The sequence below is a fragment of the Neobacillus drentensis genome (genome assembly GCF_036966985.1).
GTDB classification, from domain to species: domain Bacteria; phylum Bacillota; class Bacilli; order Bacillales; family Cytobacillaceae; genus Neobacillus; species Neobacillus drentensis_E.
In genome coordinates, this window is sequence record NZ_JBALSN010000787.1 from 1 (window position 1) to 1,379 (window position 1,379).

General features: G+C 38.9%; 2 protein-coding genes. Both read left to right on the plus strand.

The window, feature by feature from the left end:
• Nucleotides 1–25: 25 nt before the first annotated feature.
• Complete coding sequence (gene hpt / locus V7659_RS31730) at nucleotides 26–553, plus strand: hypoxanthine phosphoribosyltransferase (RefSeq protein WP_335543943.1); 528 nt, start codon at nucleotides 26–28, stop codon at nucleotides 551–553.
• A gap of 90 nt (nucleotides 554–643) precedes the next feature.
• Entirely contained in the window at nucleotides 644–1,147 is a 504-nt protein-coding gene (locus V7659_RS31735; protein ID WP_335543944.1) for a DinB family protein, read from the plus strand.
• The last annotated feature ends 232 nt before the right edge of the window (nucleotides 1,148–1,379 follow it).

A 1,379-nucleotide genomic window follows, 5' to 3' on the forward strand; every position in this document is an offset into this window, starting at 1 on the left:
TACTTTTTAGAATGAGGTGGAATTTGTGGGTTATCGAATTAAAGATGTGATGATTTCTGAAAACGAAATAAAAAACAGAGTGAAGATGCTAGCCGAACAAATTGAAAAAGATTTTAATAATGAGGCTATTATTCTAATCGTCGTCTTAAAAGGATCGTTTATCTTCGCTGCGGATTTGATTCGAGAGATGAAGGGGAATATTAATATTGATTTCATTTCCGTTTCTAGCTATGGGGACGAAACAGAGTCCACAGGAAAAGTAAGATTACTGAAGGATCTTGATTCTAATATTACTAATCAGAATGTTCTTGTCGTTGAGGATATTATCGACAGCGGTCTGACTTTGCATTTCTTGAGAGGGCATTTAAAAGCGCATAAGCCGAAACAAATTAGAATTTGTACGCTGTTAGACAAGCCTGAAAGAAGGCGAGTGGACTTGCCCGTGGATTATGTAGGATTTGTCATCCCAGATGAATTCATTGTCGGCTATGGGATTGACTACGCGCAAATGTATCGTAACTTACCATATATTTCAACTGTAGAGGAGTATTAACAATTACAATTTTTTGTGGAAAATTTCGCTATTAATAACAGCAATGTTATACTTTTTCTGTAAAACTTATCAAAGATGGAGGCAAAAACTATGTTTACTTCAATAGCTGAATTTATCGAGGAATGGAATCAAGAAGCATCATCAACGCAAAAGGTGTTAGATGTTTTAACGGACCAATCTTTGCAACAAGAAGTTTCCCCTGAAGATCGAACCCTAGGGAGAATTGCGTGGCATGTGGTTGCGAGCACACCTGGAATGCTTAACGAGTTTGGCATCCCAGTTGAACATGTGGGGAATGGAGATGTGGTACCGACTTCTGCGAAAACAATCGCTGACACTTTTCGAAAAGTTACTGCTGACACGATTGACGCAGTAAAACAGCAATGGTCGGATGCATCCTTAACCGAAATGAAAAACGTGTTTGGAATGGAAATGCCAAAAGGAGTGACACTCTCTCTTTTAATTAAACACATCATTCATCATCGCGGCCAAATGACAGTTTTAATGCGCCAAGCTGGATTAAGCGTCCCTGGAGTATATGGACCAGCACGGGAAGAATGGAGTCACATGGGGATGGAAGCGCCAGCCTTATAAAAGTACATACCATTCCGCTCAATCACAAGTTTAAACGGTAATTATCAAAAATACTCTTAATGCCGCCATTTTGCTGCCGCATTAAGGGTATTTTTTTCATAGAAGCAGGCTAGTGCAACTCTATCATTATGCTAGCAAGATGATAGGTGGTTGTTGACTGCGTCCTAGCATTGGAAAAATATCTATCGATGGATGTATTTCAAAAGAACTACTAAACCACATGGTTTAATAA

Coding starts and splice junctions, on each gene's coding strand:
- V7659_RS31735 (WP_335543944.1), top strand. CDS start 644: ATGTTTACTTCAATAGCTGAATTTATCGAGGAATGGAATCAAGAAGCA.